Here is an 18968-nt window from a genome sequence, read left to right as displayed (position 1 = left end):
GGCATGAAAAAATTGCAAAAATACAGCCTGTTAATTTATATCCTGGTGATGGGCCTGCTAACCGCCATTTCAGCAAAAGCACAGCCGGTTACTCCTGACTCGGTGCAGATACTTACCTTAAAAGAGTTTTACCAACTTATACTTCAGCACCACCCCGTAGCGTCGCAGGCCGAACTGCTGACAGAACAGGCAAAGCAGGAATTACGGATGGCGCGTGGCACCCTGGACCCGGTCTTTAACAGTAAATTATCCAGAAAAGAATTTGGCGGAAAGGAGTATTACACCACCTGGACGAACACACTGCGCATACCAACCTGGTTTGGCCCCGAGATAAGGGCTGGTTTCGATAAAGCGCAGGGCCAGTACCTGAACCCTGAAAATAAAACTCCCGAAAACGGGCTTAGCTATGCTGGTATATCGGTGCCGCTTGGCCAGGGCCTGTTTATAGATGAAAGACGCAACACCATACAGCAGGCGCGGCTGGCACAGGACATTGCGGAAGCAGACCGTGTAAAGATGATTAACAAACTTTTGCTGGAGGCGACAAAGGATTACCGGGACTGGCAGCTTTACTATAACACCATGCTTGTGTACCGGGAATCGCTGGAGCTGGCAGCCTTTCGGTTAAGCGCTGTAAGAGCACGCGTGTGGGAAGGTGATCTGGCAGCAATTGATACGGTGGAAGCGCTTACAGAAGTACAAAACAGGGACGTAATGTTGCAGGAAGCATTGCTCGATTATAATAATGCCCGGTTACGGATCTCACAGCACCTGTGGGCTGAAAACAATGTGCCACTTGAACTGGAAGCGCAAACTATACCATCAGTGACTGATACTGAAACTATAGTTTTAAGTACTGAAAGGATGCAACAGGTGCTGGAAAGTGCCCGCACAAACCACCCGGACCTTCGAAAGGTAGATCTGAAGGGACAGCAACTAACATTTGAGCGCCGGATGGCTACCAATAAGCTGCTCCCAAAACTGAACGCCGACTACAATGTGCTTCAACGCGACTTTTTTGTTACCCCGGAGGCATTTGAAGAAGAGCATTTAGGAAGCAACTATAAACTTGGGGCAAGCCTTAGTATACCGCTTTTTATGCGGGAAGAACGGGGCAAATTACAGCTTACCAAAGTAAAACAGCAACATAACACACTGGAATTGGCACATACTACCAGAGCGGTGGAAAATGGTATTCTGGCGGCTTACAACGAGTGGCTGTCGTTGGAAAACCAGATTGCTTTGCAGGAACGCATGGTAGACAATGCCAGGACGTTACGAAATGGAGAACTGACCCGTTTTCAGAATGGGGAAAGCTCCCTTTTCCTGATCAATACCCGGGAAATGAAGTTGATGGAAGCACAAGTGAAGCTACTGAACTTAAAGGCTAAATATGCAAAAGCCAGGGCACAGCTATATTGGGCAGCTGGCAGTTTAGTTGCCGATGAATAGTTGTGTGTTAAGAGATATACCAGTCAGTTCTGATAATATCCAATACATTAAAAACAATTCTGCGTTTAAATAGCCATAACTCTGATTGTAAAGCACTAAGATCCAGAAGCCAAGCTAATGCAGTCAACGCATAACTTATTCAGGATCCTCTTCTGCTGATAGGGTTAACAATATTGTTACTTGAATTTAGGTAATGCGCGCAATAACTTATGGCTACATCAGGATCAATACCGGATAAAAAACATACAGCAAGCCTACAGACAGAAGTAGACGCTGCTTTTCTGTACGAGCGCATCGCGGCAGCTGAGGAAGTGCCGGCAATAGCCAGCATGTTCCGGGAATTGGGTGCCATTGAGCACGAACACGCCACTAAAATGGAAGCAGGCTTACGCGGCAGAGGCATAGACGTTACATTACCCTCACCCTCCTGGCGCGCCCGTATGCTGGATCGGATCGGAAAGACTTTTGGGTATGGCTATGTAATTGGGGTACTGTTGGATACCGAGAAAAGCATAACCGCTGCGCAGCTGGCTCAGAAAGAAAAAAAGCACATGCCTATTACCGGCGACGAAGCAAACCATGTTAAAATTCTGCAGTCGCTGCTCAACAATAAAGGCAAGGTCACCGGCGAGCACCTCTCCCGAATAGAAGGCAAGCACCGGACTATTGGCGGCAATGCGATGCGTGCTGCCGTGCTTGGCGCTAACGACGGACTGGTTTCCAACTTAAGCCTTGTAATGGGTGTTGCCGGAGCCACCGACGGCCAAAGTGGTGTTCTGCTGGCAGGTATGGCAGGTTTGTTGGCCGGGGCATTATCTATGGCCCTGGGCGAGTGGATCTCGGTAAAGAGTTCGCAGGAACTGTATGAACGGCAGATGGCACTTGAAATGCTGGAAATAGAGACCAACCCCGAAGGTGAAATGCGCGAACTGGCACTTATTTACATAGCCAAAGGAATACCCGAAGCGCAGGCCCATCAAATGGCAGCCGCTACTATACAGGACACCGCCCACGCCCATGAAGTTCTGGTGAAGGAAGAACTTGGGATAAACACAGAAGAATTAAAAGGCTCTGCCTGGGAAGCAGCTATTACGTCCTTCATTCTTTTCGCTATCGGGGCTATATTACCCGTTATTCCCTTTTTCTATGCTGCCGGTTACGCGGCCATCCTTCAGAGCCTTGCTTTAAGTGCAATAGGCTTGTTTGTGATTGGCGCTGCGATTACCCTTTTTACAGGCAAAAGTATCTGGTTTTCCGGCTTCCGGCAGGTACTGTTCGGGTTAGCTGCTGCGGCCATCACCTATGGCATTGGCAAACTGATCGGCATAAGCATTGCGGGATGATCTTCTGATGTTAAAAATAGTTAGAACGATATGGCACCTGGTGGCACTGCTCTCTGCCAAGTTCCTGCTGGTCGGTCTGCTATTCCTGGTAAGCCTGTTTTTGCTTTTCCACCTTATCCATGATGTTTTCGCGGATAAAGACACTGGCCTTGACTACATGTTGTTTGCCTTATCAGATCGCATCTCTTCCCCGGCCATGACGCGCACCATGCGTATCATTTCGTTTCTGGGCTCTGTACGGTATCTCATTATCGTGCCTGCGCTGCTGGTGTTGCTGTTTTCGTTTTACAGGGATATGCGCTGGAACGGGCTTCGGGTACTTATCATTTCCTTTACCACCTCCATGCTTAACCAGCTCCTGAAAAATTATTTTGAGCGACCAAGACCCGCTTTCGCTCTGGTTGATATGTCTGGTTTTAGTTTTCCGAGCGGCCACACCATGATAGGAGGGGTTTTTCATGGTCTGATCATCTATATCATCTGGACTACTGTTGAAAATAAAGCATGGCGCTGGGCTCTCTCTCTGTTTTTTACACTAATTGTAGTGCTTGTAGGGCTCAGCCGTATTTACCTGAAAGTACACTATGCGACCGATGTGGCCGCAGGCTATCTGATAGGTTTAATATGGTTAATTACATCGTTATACCTGCTCCGGCAAATTGAGATTTTTTACGTAGCCAGGTATAAGCCCGGAGATAATAACATGGCAGGAAATTTAAGTTAGCATAAGATGGAGCAGAAGCTGCTGAGCCGCACGGTCTGGGTATTGTCTATAGTTAGCTTGTTTGCCGACATAGCCAGCGAAATGCTATATCCTGTTATGCCACTTTACCTGAAGAGCATTGGGTTTTCGGTTCTGTTCATCGGGATACTGGAAGGTGTGGCACAGGCAGCGGCAGGGCTTAGCAAAGGCTACTTCGGAAGGCTGTCTGACAGAACGGGCAAACGCTTGCCTTTTGTCCGGTGGGGTTACCTGTTAGCTGCTGTTTCCAAGCCGCTGTTGGCACTTGCATCTTTGCCGCTCTGGGTATTTGGGGCCCGCACCATAGACCGTATTGGTAAAGGCCTCCGTACAGGCGCCCGCGACGCCATGCTTTCTGATGAGTCTACGCCCCAAACCAAAGGCCGTGTGTTTGGCTTTCATCGCAGCATGGATACATTGGGTGCTTGTATCGGGCCGGGTTTTGCACTTGCCTACCTTTACTTTAACCCTGCGCAGTACAAACCCCTGTTTTTTATTGCCTTTATACCGGGCATTTTAGCCGTTATGCTACTTTTCATCTTAAAGGAGCGATCTAAACCGGCAAGGGCAGATGCTGCCAAAAGCAAGTATAATTTTTTTGACTTTCTGCGCTACTGGAAAGAAAGTCCTGCGGCTTACAGGCGTCTTGCTGTTGGGCTGTTATTTTTTGCGATGTTCAATAGCAGCGATTTTTTCCTGTTGCTGCGCATGAAAGAAGCTGGCCTGGACGACACCTATCTCATCGGGTTATACATCTTCTATAACCTGGTTTATGCATTTTCTTCCTACCCGATGGGTATAGTTGCTGACAGATGGGGAATGAAGCGGGTATATTTTGCAGGCCTTGGTTTTTTTGCCATGGTTTACCTGGGTATGGCTGCTGGGCTACAGAGTTGGCAATACATTGTACTTATTGTGCTTTATGGGTTATATGCCGCCGCTACCGAAGGCATAGCCAAAGCCTGGATCTCCAACATCTGCGCTCCGCAGGATACAGCTACAGCCATCGGCACATTCACCGCTTTTGAAAGTATTGCCACCCTCATCGCATCTGCATTAGCTGGTTTGCTTTGGCAATTGTATGGGCCGGCAGTTACATTCATAGCCTCGGGGTTGGCAGCACTGTTCGTTATGGTGTACCTTGCTTTCTTTTCCAGCTCACAGGTTTATCAAAAAGAGTAAAACTACCACTTATTCCTGCTTTTCATAGACTTCACTTCTTCAGAAAATGCGTTTCAAGAATCGGTATAGTTCTGGGTCTTTTGTAAACCAGGGCTAATAGTAAAGTTGCCAGCTCCCGACTCTCTTGTATCTTGTAAAGTGCTTTATGATCCAGCTCCGGTTTTCGGGTAGCTCGCCTTTAACTATAAACACTGACTGCTGTGTTAACAGCTTTACGAAGGCAGCAGAATCTGCCGGGTTAGTTAACTGTAAGTAGTTTTGCCGCCACTTGTCATCTTTTTCAAACTGCGTTTCCCGCTCCAGGCTCCTGTTTTTATCGTGTATGCTCACTAGGTTCTGCTGTAGCTCAAATGCTAACGAAGGCAATAATTTGTCATATACTATCAGATTATGGTTCGTTAAACCTTCCTTTTTCAATACGGTAGCCAGGTGCCCTGTAGCGTTTGTTTTATCCGGATCAGCTTCTAAAACATGCGTGGAAAGCGGTATCAATAAAAGCGTAAATGCTAACGCAGCTAATAACAGTTTGGGGAGCTTCTCCCCAACATTCTTCCAAAGCAAGAACAAACTCAGCAGTATGCATGCAAGCAAACCATACGCTATAGTTGGCAAAGAAAACGTTGGTGTAAACTGGGGAACGACACCAAGCCCGACACTTACCAGGATGAAATATCCGAATCCTATAGTTGCTGCTATAGTTCTCTGCCTATCATCCAGCTGGTGCAGCAGCCAGGCAACCAATAAGGCCAATCCCGAAAAAAATGGGAGTATATAAAGGATAAGCTTAGAGCTGGAAATGGAGAAAAACAAAAGCGGGGCCAACAGCCATAGTATAAACAGCCGCTTTTGTACTGCTACCAAATGTTTAAGCTTTCTAAAGTATAAAAATAAAATAGCAATCCATGGCAGACTTAACGCAGGTGCCAGTAGCAAGTAAAACCACCAGGGTTTGGAGCGGTGGAATGTTTCGGGGTTAGCATACCGGTCAACCAGGTGTTTGAGGATAAAGTAATCTACAAACTGCTTGTCCTGCACCATCAGGTAGATGTACCACGATGCACTCATCAACAGGAAAAACACTATCCCTGCCAGGTGCCGGACAGAATGCTTTGCTGTAAATGTGTTATTACTTTTGAAACCGATAACTACCATAACCGGAAAGATGAGCCCGACCGGTCCTTTGGTCAGGAAAGCTAGTGCCAGCGAACTATAGAACAGGAACAGCCACGCAGGTTTACTTTGCAGCTTATAGTTTATCCAGCACCAGATGGCCAGCAGCTCAAAAGTAGCCAGGAAAGAGTCCGTTGTAAGATTGCGGGCAGATACAAGTACTGCTGGTGTAGTTACATAAACTATAAGCGCTGTAAAGGCAACGGAGCGGTTTTTAAATAAAAGCCACCCTACCTGATACACCAGCAGTGCCTGAAGTATAAAGGAGAGTTGCAGAAAAAAACGGGCGCCAAACGCATTTACGCCAAACAAGCTCATGCCTGCTGCCGAAATAATATAGGTTACCGGGGGCTTATGATAGTGCAATATACCCAGCAAACGTGGGTGTAACACGTTACCGGAAACAAGCATCTCCCTGCTGATCTCAGCATACCGCGCCTCGCTTGTTTCGAGCACTCCCCAACCGCCCAGGTTGTAAAGCAAGGCAACTAACAAAATTGCCAGAAGCACCCAGACAGTGCTGCGGCTTTGCAGCCAGTTTTGCAAGTGCATGGCGGGCTGGTTATCCTGAAACTGATTGAGATGATTTTTGCTGCCGTAGCCCGATAAATAAATTACGGCTATAGGCAACTATACCAAAAGCCTGACCTATGAATATAACCGGGTCCAGCCGAAAAACTGCGTATAGTATGATCATCAGGCTACCAACTAAACTGATCACCCAAAAACCATTTGGCAGCACCGACTCCTGCACTTTTTCGGAATAATACCATTGGTATACAAAGCGTATCGTAAAAATGGCCTGCCCGGCTCCTCCCCACGCCACCAATGTTCCGGATATTGTACTGTGCTCCCAGATGTAGACTAAACTATACACATCCCCGAAGATAAGCCACAGCATAGCCACTAACGGGAAAAGCACCGAAGGCCACCGAACCCACCAGGGCAACTCCTGCCATACATTCTTGAAATGCAGGTTACGCAAGTAGATAAAGTAGGAGATCACCTGGCCCCCGATAATGACCAGGTCGTTGCGTAAGATTCCGTAAACCATCAGCAGAAAAGAGGCTAGTATGCTGAAGGTCCAGAAAGAGGTAGGCGAAAGCACCCTGCCTGCCCGCTCCGACTTTATCCATTGCACAAGTATGCGCGACGAGAATAGTACCTGCGCTAACAGCCCTAAACTATAGACCCCGATCTCAGACCTGCTCATGCGTTTGAGTTGTTTGGGCTACCGCATGCTCGGCAATACTATAGTTTATGTAACGCTTCCGCATCCACCTGAAAGCAAATGTATCGTTAAGAGGGCCCCACAGCCTGTTGAAAAGGTGGTACTTTGCTGTGCCTGCATAACGTTCAAAGTGCTGCACCGGCAATTGCTTCACTCTTCCGTTTTGCAACTTAATTAAGGCCGGCAAAAAGCGGTGCATGCCATCAAAAAAAGGAATCCGTTTGGCATAGGTAGCTTCCATGATCTTTAGCGGGCAGCAGGTATCCTGTATGCCATCGTTTATCATTAACCTCCTGAAATTGTTGGCTATTTTAGAAGACATTTTTTTTACGAATGTATCCTTGCGCCTTGCCCTGATGCCATTCACCATCTGGTAGCCGGGCAGGTGCTCAAAGTAAAACAAAAAATCCAGCGGGGAGGTCTGCAGATCAGAATCTATGTAACCTATGTAGGTGCTATCGGCCGCATCAATACCTGCTTTAATGGCAGTGCTTAGCCCATAGTTCCGGTCAAAGGAAATAAAACTATAGTTGGGTTTAAGGCTGCAGATCTCTTTTATCTTTTTCAGACTGCCATCCGTGGACCCATCATTTACAAACAACACCTGGGTTGGCATGGGCGACTGCTGCAGAAAAGCGTCCATTGACTCGCAGAACCTGTCAAGGCATTCAATTTCGTTGTAAACCGGCACTAGTATAGTTAAAGAGGTAGCTTCCATAGGCATGCATCGTAATAGTTAAAAGTTCATTGCTTTGTGGCCTCCATTTCTGAATAATGATGGTATAGTTTAAACCACTGTACAAACTGAGCTAAACCGGTTTCCAAGGAAGTGGCTGGTCTATAGTTTATTTTCTCTTCCAGCTCTTTTACATCCGCGTAGGTCGTGTACACATCTCCCGGCTGCATGGGCTCAAGCTGTAGCATGGCTTTTTTTCCTAACAGGCGCTCCAGTATGGCGATCAGTTCCAGCAGAATTTCGGGCTTGTTTTTCCCGATGTTGTAGAGTTTAAAGGGAGCACTGCTTTGGCCGGCTGAAGGTGGAAGTTCAAGTAGTTTTGCAATACAGTTTACCACGTCTCCTACATAGGTAAAGTCGCGTTGCATATCGCCGTTATTAAACACATGGATAGGCAGGTCATTCAGAATGGCCTTTGTGAAATTATAATACGCCATGTCAGGCCTTCCCCATGGCCCATAGACCGTAAAGAATCTTAATCCGGTGGTTGGAATGCCGTAAAGATGAGCATAGCTATAAGCTAAAATTTCGTTCGCTTTTTTGGTAGCCGCATATAACGAAACGGGATAATCAGTGCACTGGTCCGTTTTGAAAGGCACTTCAGCACTATTGCCATATACAGAACTGGAAGAAGCAAACAGCAAGTGCCTGGTTTTGAATTTCCTGCAACATTCCAGCAGGTTCATAAAGCCCAGTATGTTGCTATCAATATACGTCTGCGGGTTATCAATGCTATGCCGGACACCAGCCTGCGCGGCCAGGTTTATCACTATATCAAACTGATAGGTATCAAAGAGTTCCTGCATCCCTTTTGCATCCGCCAGATCTAACTGAACAAAGTATAGATTGGGGTTATTTTGGTTAGGGATAACCGTGTTATAGTTGATAGTAGCTTTTTCAAAACCCTGAAGGGCAAGGCGGTCATACTTTAGCCCAGGATCATAAAAGGAATTAAGCACATCAAGCCCCAGAATGGTTTTGCCCGCTTGTCCCAATAACTGTATTAAATGATGCCCGATAAACCCGGCACTACCAGTTAACAAAACTTTTGTTTCCTCTGCCATACCCAAAACCTGAATAAAACTATGGGCAAACAGGCTATTATCACTTCTCTGTAAGAGGCTAAAAATGGCCTGAATAATATTAGAATTTAACTCTTATCGGGCCGTAATGTTTCAAAATATTATACAAATTGTTTTATTTGCTTAAACTCAAATTAATTTTCCCGGTTCTGTGTTATCGGGCTGATTTCATTTTATTAAAGTGCTGGAATTACTGTAAGAATTTGTTGCATATAGGGTAATTTATACCTCTAGTTTGCATGAGCTACCAACAGGTTTAAAATCAAGCCGCAAAGCAGCCATACAGTTCCCGCAGTAGTTTTGCTTTATCGCCATCGTGGCTACAATCTTCAACTCTTCGGTATGTTAGTTAGCAACAATGTAGAAAGTTATGGCTGTTTGTAATACCTTCCGCAACTTCCGGCAAAGCATTCAAAAGAAAAATAACCTGGCAGAGATAACGTATCTTCCAACTTATTTTTTGTACTTATACCTTGCCAATCTGCGTAAAAAACGTGCAGGCACATTTAAACTTACCGCCATGAAACTAAGAGTTATCCTTTTGCTGGCCTTTTTTGCAGTAACAGCACCTGCATCCTTTGCCCAGGTAAAACAGAAATCTGCCAAAACAGAACAAACCAGACAGCACCGCATTATATATGATGTAAATGCTGCAGACACGGCACAACACGCCGGTTTAATACGCCAGCTGAATAACCTGAAACGCGCCTGGCCCGATGCCCGGGTAGAAGTGGTTGTGTATGGCAAAGCACTGAATTTACTTGTTACAGAAAACACTACAAAGGCAACAGCTATAAAAGAACTTCAGGCGAAGGGAGTAGTTTTTGCAGCATGCGAGAATACTATGCGTGCTCGTAAAATAACCAAAGCACAATTGCTGCCAGCTGTTATAACAGTACCAATGGCAGTCGGTGAAATAGTGATAAAACAGGAAGAAGGCTGGAGCTATATTAAACTCTGAGCCGGCTATAGTTGTTAACCTCCTGCATGGAAAAATACCGGAACATATTTACCTCTTCTTTTACCGACTACGGCAATTACCTGTGGCACGAAATGCTGCACCCAGGCTGGGGAAACTATTTTTACTGGTTGCTGGGTATTTCGCTGGTCTTCTGGCTGCTGGAGGTTATCGTTCCGTGGCGGCAGCACCAGGCCAAGATCCGGCAGGATTTCTGGCTCGATGGTTTTTACATGTTCTTCAATTTTTTCCTGTTTTCGCTGGTAGGTTTTAATGCTATCTCTACTATTGGTGTGCAGGCTTTCAATGACTTTTTGGGATTTTTTGGCATTAGTAACCTGGTGGCATTTGAAGTGCAGTCGTGGCCGGTCTGGGCACAGTTGCTTACCTTATTTATAGTTCGCGATTTTATACAATGGAATGTGCACCGCCTGCTGCACCACTCCGATTTTTTGTGGCGGTTCCATAAAGTACACCATTCCGTCCAGCAGATGGGTTTTGCCGCGCATCTGCGTTTCCATTGGGGCGAAACTATAGTTTACCGTACCCTGGAGTATATTCCACTGGCCATGATCGGATTCGGCATCCAGGACTTTTTTCTGGTGCACATCTTTGCGACGGCTATCGGGCATTTTAACCACTCTAATATCCGTGTGCCGCTGGGCCCGTTGCGTTACCTGTTCAATAACCCGCAGATGCATATCTGGCACCACGCCAAGCACATGCCGCACCGCTACGGGGCTAATTATGGCATCAGCTTAAGCGTCTGGGATTATCTTTTCAAAACATATTATATGCCCGAAGATGGACGGGATATAGAGCTCGGTTTTGAGGAAGTGGAGAAGTATCCCAGGTCATTTGCTGCTCAGCAATTATATCCTTTTACAGAAGGAAACACCAAAGCAGAAGCAAACCCTGTTAAAGCAACAAAGGAACTCGAAAACGCCTGAAAATTTCAGTCTACTGGCATCAGGTCAATCATTAAAAGTCACGTAACATCTTCCTGGGCAAACCAGCTTCTTACTTTGCTTTCAGCAAGCAAACCGGGTGTATAGGCATTTGGTTAAAATCTATAGTTCATCACAAAAGTATAGTGCGACATGTCTACTTTGTTCACGATAAAGTTTGGGGTGTCATATGTGTTACCGCGCTCACCTTTGTAGATGTAAAGTGCCTGCAGATCCAGTCCATCCAGCATTCCGGCAAAACTATAGTTGGTCATTAGTTGCAACTGCGAGTAAGATGGCATGGCATACTTGTTTTGGGCCACATTCTTCACGTCTGGCAGCTCGGCCAACCCGTAGCCAACTCTTGCTTTCCACTGCTTGTTCAGGTTGATATCGGTGATGAGCGCGACCATGCGCGTATCCGCTGTGCCCTCCAGGCGCTCACGCGGCATGAACGTATAAAAGGTCTCGATGCCCCACTCCCTCGGAAAAAGCCAGCGGTCACCGTCTCCAATGCGGGTATAGTTGAGGCTAGTGGTAAAAAGTGACGTTTTATAGCCCAACCGGCCACTGTACAGCCAGATTTCAGCACCCGGGGCCATGTAGGCTTTCAGTGGATCTTTGTTCCCGCCATCGCCGTGAACTGCCTGGTAACCGGCCTGTAAGCCCAGCACAATGGCGTTTTCATCATTTTGGCTTAGTGGCAGGCTCACATCGCTCTGGGCAAAGGTGAAGTTGAACAAGTTCTCGGCAAAGTAATGCCACAGGCTGGTTTTAAAGACTTTGGAAGGCTCGTAAGCTACATTACCCACAGCCATGCCGGCGCTTTTGATATTACCGACAAATTGTGAGGGCCCGCCATAAGCACTGCGTCCAGCCGGCAAAGAGCCTATACTTTCCTCAACGCTAAACCAGTCTTGCGTAGAGCGCGGCCCAATGCCATAGACCCAACCACCCTGAAAACGCACCTTCTCCAATTCATTTATCTCAAGCCAAAGCGCGCTTACCAACGTGGGGCGCATACGTCCGTCCTGGGGGTTCAGGAAAGGAGAGTTTACTTTCTGACGACCCAGCGTTACCTTCGATTTGCGATAGTTGTAGCGCAGAAACAGGCTTTCCATACGACCCAAGTCTTGCTTATCGTTTGGGTCCAGCAGATCAAAAAGACCGATCTCGTAACGGCTGTTTAGTTTGGTCGCCGGGTCCGTACCCAAGTTACTTGACCACACATTAGAAACAAAAAAGCCACCCACTCCCACCTGGAAACCATAAAGCTGCGGCGACTCATAGTACAGGCCTGCCCCCAGCGCCAGAGCGTGGTAATCTGGATAATCATCGGTGTTATCGGTATACATAAAGAAGCTACGCGCATGCCCCGTAAACTTCCCGCTTTTCAGAAACGACTTTATAGTTTTGTGCTGTGCTGCATTAACCGCGACTTGCTGCTGACCTGCCTTTATCGTATCCTGTTGCAGTATAGTAGTTGCTTGATCTATAGTATCAGGTGAACCAGGCTGCTGCGCTTTTACTATACCAGCCTTCGCCAGCAGGATAACCGCTACTATAGCCAGCGCTATAGTATAATTTCTCATCTTCGGTCCGCCTATCGGTATCATTTCTGTTCAGTTTTTTGGGAAGCTTTATTGATGCAAGTTCCTAATCTAAAATCACCTGTTTAGTGATACAAGTCACACAAGTCAGTCGTCAGATAAAACAGTGTTTACATTACACTTAATTGTAGGCAAACAGCTAAAAAAACACTCCTTAAACCAGAACGATGTTCTTACAAAAAAGGCTTTCGTAGCTATACACCCATTCCAGAAAATAACAGTATAATAATTCAGTTCCAGCTGATAAAGTTACCCCGCCCTCCCAAGTGTGACAAATGTTACATAAAGTCGAACGCAGACTTGATAACTTGTCTTTTATTAAACTATAGATCACCTAAACCAAACAGATATGAAACCGAATGAGGATAAGGAAAAAGAAGATTTTCTTGGAAGTACGACAACATTGAAAATTGTTAGCTCTGTAGCAGGTTTATTACTACTTGGCCTGATAGTGTATATGGTTGTAAAGCCAGAGTTGTTTTTCAGACCTGAAGTTAGTGAAACAGTACAGGAGCAACCTGCTACACCAAAAACGACACCTGCTCCTATGGCAAAAACCGAAGCCTCTGCCGATGATCTGTGGCATCCGGCTGACCTGAATGCCTTACCAGAAGGTGCCCAAAAAGAGCAACTGGCTTATGGACGCGAGCTCATAGCCCATACGGCCAAATACCTGGGCCCACAGGGAAGCGTGCTGCAGATTACCAATGGTATGAACTGCCAGAACTGCCACCTGGATGCCGGTACCAAACCGTTTGGAAATAATTACTCGTTGGTAGCGTCCACCTACCCAAAATTCAGGGCCAGATCGGGCCGGGAGGAAGATATTTTTAAGCGCGTGAACGACTGCATGGAGCGCAGTTTGAACGGCAAACCACTTACCAAAGACTCAAAGGAAATGCAGGCTATGATGGCCTATATAAACTGGGTTGGCAAAGATGTACAGAAAGGGGAAAAACCGAAAGGTGCAGGTCTGCTGGATATTGAGCTACTGGACCGTGCTGCCAGCCCCGAAAAAGGCAAAGTAGTGTATGCGCAGAAATGCCAGGTGTGCCATGGCAAAGAGGGAGAAGGCATAAAAGCAGAAGGAAGCGCCGAATACCAGTTCCCGCCACTGTGGGGTAAAAACAGCTATAACGACGGTGCCGGCCTTTACCGCATATCCAACTTTGCCAAGTATGCAAAAGCCAACATGCCGCTCGGCGCTACCCATATAAACCCGCAGTTAACCGATGAAGAGGCCTGGGATGTGGCAGCTTTTGTAAACTCACAGCCTCGCCCCAAAAAGGACCTGAGCAAAGACTGGCCGGATATTTCTGGAAAACCTTTCGACCACCCATTTGGCCCTTATGCAGACACTTTTGATGAAAAACAGCACAAGTATGGCCCGTTCAAACAAATTATAGCAGCAAAGGAAAAAGCAAAGTAATCCAATCTTACACCTTTCAAATTAATTGAGTTCGGGATAAAGAGAAATTAGAAAAGCCTTTTGTTAGTAGTGATACTTTGCCTGTATCTCGACTTACAGAAGGCTATACAATTCTATTCCGTACTTCAAAATTGCTATAGTTTAAACATTGTCATAAAGCCTGGAACCAGCTGCACATTTCAGACTCCAACCTTTACCTCCATACCTGACAACACCACATACCGCTGGACGTATGAAAAAACATTACTAATAAAAAGGAGATTTTACCAGGTTGTGTTAAAGAGCACTTACTATCCAACTGGGAGTTTTACTATATTTAGTAATTTCATAAACGGATTGCAGCTGTTAAACCGGAAAACTCTTTACTTCCTAAACCTACGACATTGCAGACAAAATTCTACAAGCCGCATGTACTGCTACAGGAGTTCATCAACTGTATCATGGTTATACATGCAGAAATAGAAGCAAACTCACCTGCTGTCATATGCCCCTATCCTCCTGCTCCTCAAAACTCACTTTTCTTTTACATTAACGATTGTATCAGCGTGCAGAAACATGGCGATACGGAATTTACCATGCAGCCAAGAAGCGTAGTGGTAGGGCCCATGGTTACACGTGTTTTGCTTGATATTAATAAAAGTCATAAAGCTGTGCGTGTCGGATTTCATCCGGGTGGTTTACATCGTTTCCTGGGTATTTCGATGGCTGAAATGATAGATGACCATTACGATGCCACAACAGTTTTCGGAAATGAAATAGCGGAGGTAAACAACAGATTGCAGGAAGCGCAGAGTTTTGACCAGATTAAGGATGTAGTAGAACAGTTCCTGCTCCAGAAGGTGTCTGCCCTAAAACCCGCTTTGCCATTTGATAAAGCTATGCTGGAACTAATGCGCGTAAACGGCAATATTCCTATTGAACAGATAGCTTCCCTTGCCTGCCTGAGCCTGCGCCAGTTCGAGCGGGTCAGCAAAGAACGCATCGGGATTCCTCCTAAATTTTTTGCCCGGCTCATTCGTTTCTCCAAAGCCTACCGGATGCGTGAGAACTTTCCCGAACTAAGCTGGACACACATTGCCTACGAGTGCGGGTATTTCGACCAGATGCATTTTATCCGTGACTTTAAACAATTTGCCGGTGTAGCACCCGGTATAATAGAGAAAGAACTGAAGCAAACACCGGTGCGTTTGCAGGCTGAACTACGTCTATAGTTGTCGTTTTTATACTATTCTCTGCCGGTTTATAAGTCGAAATTTGATCAAACTAAAGATCAGATTTATGAAACCGTACATTTTACTTTACATGGTAGCAGCCTTGCTACTGGCCAAGCCAATAAAGGCACAGCAATACAGCCAACTCCACGCTTTAGATAACCACAAAGCACAAGTATACTATAGTACTGGTCATGCGGATCGGGCAAAAACTATAGCCAACCGGGTGGATAAAGCTATGACCTATTACCAGCAATTACTTGGCTTTAAACCTGCCGTAACTCTGCTTATACTTAGCCCCGATGACTGGACAAAGTATACGAGCGTGCCTGTAGTATATGGTATGCCCCACTATGCAAATACCAATACACTGGTGATGGCTGCCGAAGACAATGCCTTTTGGAAGAGTTTTACTCCTCCGCTTGATCAGCTTCCGCAACAGTTAAGCCAACAAATAAAGGAGGTATATAAAGATGAAAACGGAAACCTGAGTATGCAGCCCTTCTTTGACCTGCTGGCCCTGCACGAACTTGGCCATGCCTTCCATTTCCAGGCGGGGCTAAACATGCAGCGCAAATGGATGGGAGAACTTTTTGTTAATACCTTGCTGCATACTTATGTAGCAGAAAATGAACCCGAATCGCTACCTGCCTTAACGCTTTTCCCGGAGATGGTAGTTGGCAGTGGCGCAAAAGCATATACCTACACCAGCCTGCAGGATATAGACCAGCTATATGATGAAATAGGTCAGGAACATCCTAAAAACTATGGTTGGTACCAATGCAGGTGGCACATGGCAGCCAGACAAATTTATGATACCGGAGGCAGGTTGGTAAGCAGGAAACTATGGAATGCCCTCAAAAGCGAAAAACAGAAATTAAGCGATCAGCAATTAGTATCTGTCTTGGAGAAAAAGGCTCATAAAAGTTATGCTGATATGGTGAGGAACTGGGACAGAGATACAAAGTTGTAAAAACTATAATTTCATAGTTACCTATAGTTATACCAGTTCTTAAAAAGCCACTTCATTGATCTGGAGCGGCTTTTTGATTTAAAAACTCACCCCATTCCAACTCAAATCAAAGCTTTTATAGAAAGAATTTCATGCTGGTAAGTAACACTACACATAGGGCAAAAGTTGAGCGATCAACTATAACAGGCATCTTTTGTACAAGCAGTAAACAAACAAATAATGTCCTATGGTAAATGGGTTTCAGAAAATAAATACCTTTTTTAAATTAAAGCGCACTCTGCAATTAAACAATTTTGCAGGAAGCTTGTCATACCAACATCAGAGGTAGCCCCACAACTATGAGATCTATATTTTTACTTGCTTTACTACTGCCGTTCTTTGCCAGTGCGCAAACAGGTATTGTTACCGGGACAGTACGCGACCGTAATACACAGGAACCCCTGATCGGTGTAACGGTTCAAGTGATCGGAAGCCAATTGGGCACTATAACCAATGCAGAAGGCGCTTTCAGGATAGAAAGCATACCGGTGGGCAGTTACACCATACAGAGCTCTTATTTGGGTTACCAGCCTGTTTCAAGGTTTAATGTAAATGTAACGACTGGCAATGTTCAGATACTGAATTTTGAAATGGTGCCTGCCACAAGCCAGTTGCAACAGATAGAAGTAGTAGCCAACCGTAGGCAAAGTGCAGTTGTGGCTGATCTTATCACGCCGTTGTCGGTGCAGAGCCTTACCACAGAAGAGATCCGCAGCAACCCGGGCGGTAATTTCGATATTTCGAAGGTAGTGCAGGTGTTGCCGGGTGTAGCCACCAACGGAACCAGCGGAGGCCGCAACGACCTGATCATACGTGGTGGCGCACCAAACGAAAACGTGTACTACCTCGATGGCATTGAGATACCGCTTATAAACCATTTTACCACTCAAGGCAGCGCCGGTGGAGCTACCGGCATTCTCAATGTCTCGTTTATAGAAGACCTGAAAGTAAGTTCGTCGGCTTTTGATGCCCGTTACGATAATGCATTGGCATCTGTGTTCGAGTTTAACCAGCGTTACGGCAACCTCGAGCGTTTTTCAGGTAATGTGCGTCTGAGCGGCTCAGAGTTTGCCACTACCCTGGAGGGGCCTGTAGGTGCAAAAACAACTTACCTGGTATCTGCACGAAGGTCCTATCTACAGTTCCTGTTCAAGTTACTCGACCTGCCCATCCGCCCCAGTTACTGGGATTTCCAGTATAAAGTAGACCATAAGCTGAATGATAAAACAACCGTTTCTTTTATTGGTGTTGGGGCTATTGATGACTTTTCGTTTGGTGTGCCCCGCGAAAGTACTCCGGAGAATGAATATATCCTGCGCTCGGTGCCCTACATTAAACAGTGGAATTATACGACCGGTGTAGCAGTAAAAAGACTTGTGGATGACGGCTACATAAACCTGGCCCTGAGCCGTAACGCTTTTGATAATGGGCTCACTAAATACGAGGCCGCTGAAGAAGGAGAAAACCAGCAGATGACGCTAAACACCAGCTCCCGCGAAACAGAGAACAAGCTGCGCCTGGACATCAATAAATATAAAAATGGCTGGAGGTATAGTTATGGTGTAGCGGGACAGTATGTGCAGTTTACAAATGATATTTACAGCGTGATCCGGAAAGAGCTGCGCGATGATCAAAATAATCTGGTGCAGCCAGGCGTGACCCTGGACTATAACGCTGACCTGGACTTCTTCCGGTATGGGGCTTTCGGGCAGGTTTCCAGGTCCGTACTGGACAATAAGCTGGGTTTGTCGTTGGGTATCCGTACAGATATGAACTCATTTACAAAAGAAGGCAATAACCCATTGAAAACCCTATCACCGCGAGTGTCCTTGTCGTACCTGTTTAGTAGCAGATGGACTATCAACGCTTCATCGGGTATCTACTATAAACTTCCTTCCTATACCGTGCTGGGTTACCAGGACGACAATACTTACCTGAACCAGCAAGCCGATTACATTAAATCTGTACATTATGTAATGGGTACAGAGTTTTTGCCACGCCAGGATCTTCGCTTTACACTGGAGGGTTTTTACAAAGACTATAGCAACTATCCGGTTTCTATCAGAGATGGCATTTCGCTGGCGAACCAGGGCGGTGAATTTGGCGCTATCGGAAATGAGGCTGTAACATCAGGCGGTAAAGGCAGAGCGTACGGGGCCGAGTTTTACCTGCAGAAAAAACTGACTGGTACTGTGTTTTCAGTTCTGTCTTATACCTATGTGGTAAGCGAATTTACAGGAACAGATGGCCGTTACATTGCAAGTGCCTGGGATTATCGCCACCTGTTATCGGGCTTGCTCGGCAAGAAGCTGCCGCGAAACTGGGAATTCGGGGCTAAGTACAGGTATGCCGGTGGTGCGCCAGCCACCCCATTCGACCTGGAGGCATCACAGCTAAACTATGCTTCGTTGGGTGTAGGCGTGCTAGACTACACCAGGTTAAACTCCGAGCGACTAGACGCATTCAGCCAGCTTGATGTACGTATTGATAAGAAGTGGAATTTGAACCGTATCACGCTCGACCTCTTCCTGGATATTGCCAATGTGCTGGGCAGCAACACGCCGGGTTACGACCGGTATACCTTCCAGCGGAACGAAGATAACACTAGCTTCGCCACTACAGATGGTGAGCCGCTTCGCACTGACGGAAGCAATGCCATCCCTGTCATCCTCAAAAACAACGACGGAAACCTTGTACCAACACTTGGCTTTATAGTTGAATTCTAAAGGATATGACAAATCTATAGTTTAACCCTTAAGATGTGTCCGGAAAGCCTGGATGGTAGTGGAAGTGCGCCTTTTATCCAGTGCAATTCTGCAAAATTTTTCCCGCGCTTTAAATGTTTAAAATCAAAAAGAGTTAT

General features: G+C 46.1%; 15 protein-coding genes. 10 read left to right on the top strand and 5 right to left on the bottom strand.

Translation table 11 applies throughout. The annotated features are described in order from the left end of the window. Positions 1–3 precede the first annotated feature (3 nt). From ABS362_RS08595 to ABS362_RS08580, 4 genes are all read left to right on the top strand, one after another. On the top strand, positions 4–1452 hold the full coding sequence (locus ABS362_RS08595; protein ID WP_350412012.1) for a TolC family protein: 1449 nt from the start codon (positions 4–6) through the stop codon (positions 1450–1452). Between the two features lie 209 nt (positions 1453–1661). Beyond that, a complete protein-coding gene (locus ABS362_RS08590; protein WP_350412011.1) occupies positions 1662–2795 on the top strand; it encodes a VIT1/CCC1 transporter family protein in 1134 nt (377 codons plus the stop codon). Positions 2796–2802: 7 nt separating this feature from the next. Continuing rightward, positions 2803–3519, top strand: a complete 717-nt coding sequence (locus ABS362_RS08585; protein ID WP_350412010.1) for a phosphatase PAP2 family protein — start codon at positions 2803–2805, stop codon at positions 3517–3519. Between the two features lie 6 nt (positions 3520–3525). Continuing rightward, a complete protein-coding gene (locus tag ABS362_RS08580; RefSeq protein ID WP_350412009.1) occupies positions 3526–4719 on the top strand; it encodes an MFS transporter in 1194 nt (397 codons plus the stop codon). Between the two features lie 93 nt (positions 4720–4812). Here ABS362_RS08580 and ABS362_RS08575 read toward each other — a convergent pair whose 3' ends face one another. Genes ABS362_RS08575 through ABS362_RS08560 form a run of 4 tightly spaced genes read right to left on the bottom strand, consistent with a single transcriptional unit; the run spans position 4813 to position 8920 of the window. Continuing rightward, complete coding sequence (locus tag ABS362_RS08575) at positions 4813–6441, bottom strand: ArnT family glycosyltransferase (protein WP_350412007.1); 1629 nt, start codon at positions 6439–6441, stop codon at positions 4813–4815. Positions 6442–6451: 10 nt separating this feature from the next. Beyond that, positions 6452–7102: a lipid-A-disaccharide synthase N-terminal domain-containing protein gene (locus tag ABS362_RS08570; RefSeq protein ID WP_350412006.1), complete on the bottom strand. Its 651-nt coding sequence runs from the start codon at positions 7100–7102 to the stop codon at positions 6452–6454. Beyond that, a complete protein-coding gene (locus ABS362_RS08565; RefSeq protein ID WP_350412005.1) occupies positions 7089–7838 on the bottom strand; it encodes a glycosyltransferase in 750 nt (249 codons plus the stop codon). Before ABS362_RS08565 ends, ABS362_RS08570 begins: the two co-directional genes overlap by 14 nt. 26 nt (positions 7839–7864) lie before the next feature. Continuing rightward, entirely contained in the window at positions 7865–8920 is a 1056-nt protein-coding gene (locus tag ABS362_RS08560) for an NAD-dependent epimerase/dehydratase family protein (RefSeq protein WP_350412004.1), read from the bottom strand. Between the two features lie 388 nt (positions 8921–9308). Between ABS362_RS08560 and ABS362_RS08555 the strand changes: the two genes are divergently transcribed. Next, positions 9309–9899, top strand: coding sequence for a DsrE family protein (locus tag ABS362_RS08555; protein WP_350412002.1), 591 nt, complete (start codon positions 9309–9311; stop codon positions 9897–9899). A 26-nt stretch (positions 9900–9925) separates the two neighbouring features. After that, entirely contained in the window at positions 9926–10846 is a 921-nt protein-coding gene (locus ABS362_RS08550) for a sterol desaturase family protein (RefSeq protein WP_350412000.1), read from the top strand. Positions 10847–10959: 113 nt separating this feature from the next. On the opposite strand, the gene ABS362_RS08545 is transcribed toward ABS362_RS08550, so the two are convergent. Then, entirely contained in the window at positions 10960–12459 is a 1500-nt protein-coding gene (locus tag ABS362_RS08545) for an OprD family outer membrane porin (RefSeq protein ID WP_350411998.1), read from the bottom strand. Between the two features lie 343 nt (positions 12460–12802). Here ABS362_RS08545 and ABS362_RS08540 point away from each other — a divergent pair, with 343 nt between their 5' ends. From ABS362_RS08540 to ABS362_RS08525, 4 genes are all read left to right on the top strand, one after another. Beyond that, positions 12803–13882: a c-type cytochrome gene (locus tag ABS362_RS08540; RefSeq protein WP_350411997.1), complete on the top strand. Its 1080-nt coding sequence runs from the start codon at positions 12803–12805 to the stop codon at positions 13880–13882. Positions 13883–14265: 383 nt separating this feature from the next. Then, entirely contained in the window at positions 14266–15093 is an 828-nt protein-coding gene (locus tag ABS362_RS08535; RefSeq protein ID WP_350411996.1) for a helix-turn-helix domain-containing protein, read from the top strand. Positions 15094–15160: 67 nt separating this feature from the next. Beyond that, positions 15161–16066 (top strand): hypothetical protein, encoded by a 906-nt coding sequence (locus tag ABS362_RS08530; protein WP_350411995.1) that lies wholly within the window; start codon positions 15161–15163, stop codon positions 16064–16066. Between the two features lie 338 nt (positions 16067–16404). Continuing rightward, on the top strand, positions 16405–18831 hold the full coding sequence (locus ABS362_RS08525) for a TonB-dependent receptor (protein WP_350411993.1): 2427 nt from the start codon (positions 16405–16407) through the stop codon (positions 18829–18831). Positions 18832–18968 lie beyond the last annotated feature (137 nt).

The sequence above is a fragment of the Pontibacter populi genome (assembly GCF_040278685.1).
In the GTDB taxonomy this organism is placed as follows: Bacteria; Bacteroidota; Bacteroidia; order Cytophagales; family Hymenobacteraceae; genus Pontibacter; species Pontibacter populi.
Note: the sequence above shows the minus strand (reverse complement) of the source record. Positions and strands in the feature narration are given on the sequence as shown.